Here is a 504-nt window from a genome sequence, read left to right as displayed (position 1 = left end):
GCACCCTAAGTTGATTGTCGCAGATGAACCGGTATCGGCACTCGATGTTTCCGTGCAATCGCAGGTGCTGAACTTATTGAAGGAACTGCAAATCGAATTCGATCTGACCTATCTCTTCATTGCGCACGACTTGAGTGTCGTAAAGCATATGAGCGATCGAATCGGCGTGATGTATTTGGGCAACCTCGTAGAGCTTGCTTCAAATAAAGATTTATACAAAGAACCGCTGCATCCTTACACGCAGGCGCTCATCTCCGCAATTCCGGAACCGAATCCGGCAAAGCGGAAAGAGCGGATTGTCTTGAAAGGGGATGTGAAAAAAAAAAAAAAACTTCCTCAACAGCTTTATCGTATCAGCTGGTTCGAAAATTTTGATGAATATCTCAGCGGTAATGGTTGCATATGTGCTAGCGAACATACATCTGCATCTGACACACATCACCGAGTCAACGAGACGGATACCTAACGAGAATGCGCGCTCCAGCACGAAAAAACAAACAAACA

At 45.4% G+C, this 504-nt stretch carries 1 protein-coding gene; it reads left to right on the top strand.

Annotated elements, in window-relative coordinates; translation table 11 throughout:
* A partial coding sequence (locus BHE18_RS20130) for an oligopeptide/dipeptide ABC transporter ATP-binding protein (protein WP_141771946.1) occupies positions 1-466 on the top strand: 466 nt, incomplete at its 5' end.
* Between the last annotated feature and the right edge of the window lie 38 nt (positions 467-504).

This window comes from Rossellomorea aquimaris, assembly GCF_001877785.1.
GTDB lineage: Bacteria > Bacillota > Bacilli > Bacillales > Bacillaceae_B > Rossellomorea > Rossellomorea aquimaris_A.
The sequence above is the reverse complement of the archived record's forward strand: the minus strand, read 5'-3'. Positions and strand labels throughout refer to the sequence as shown.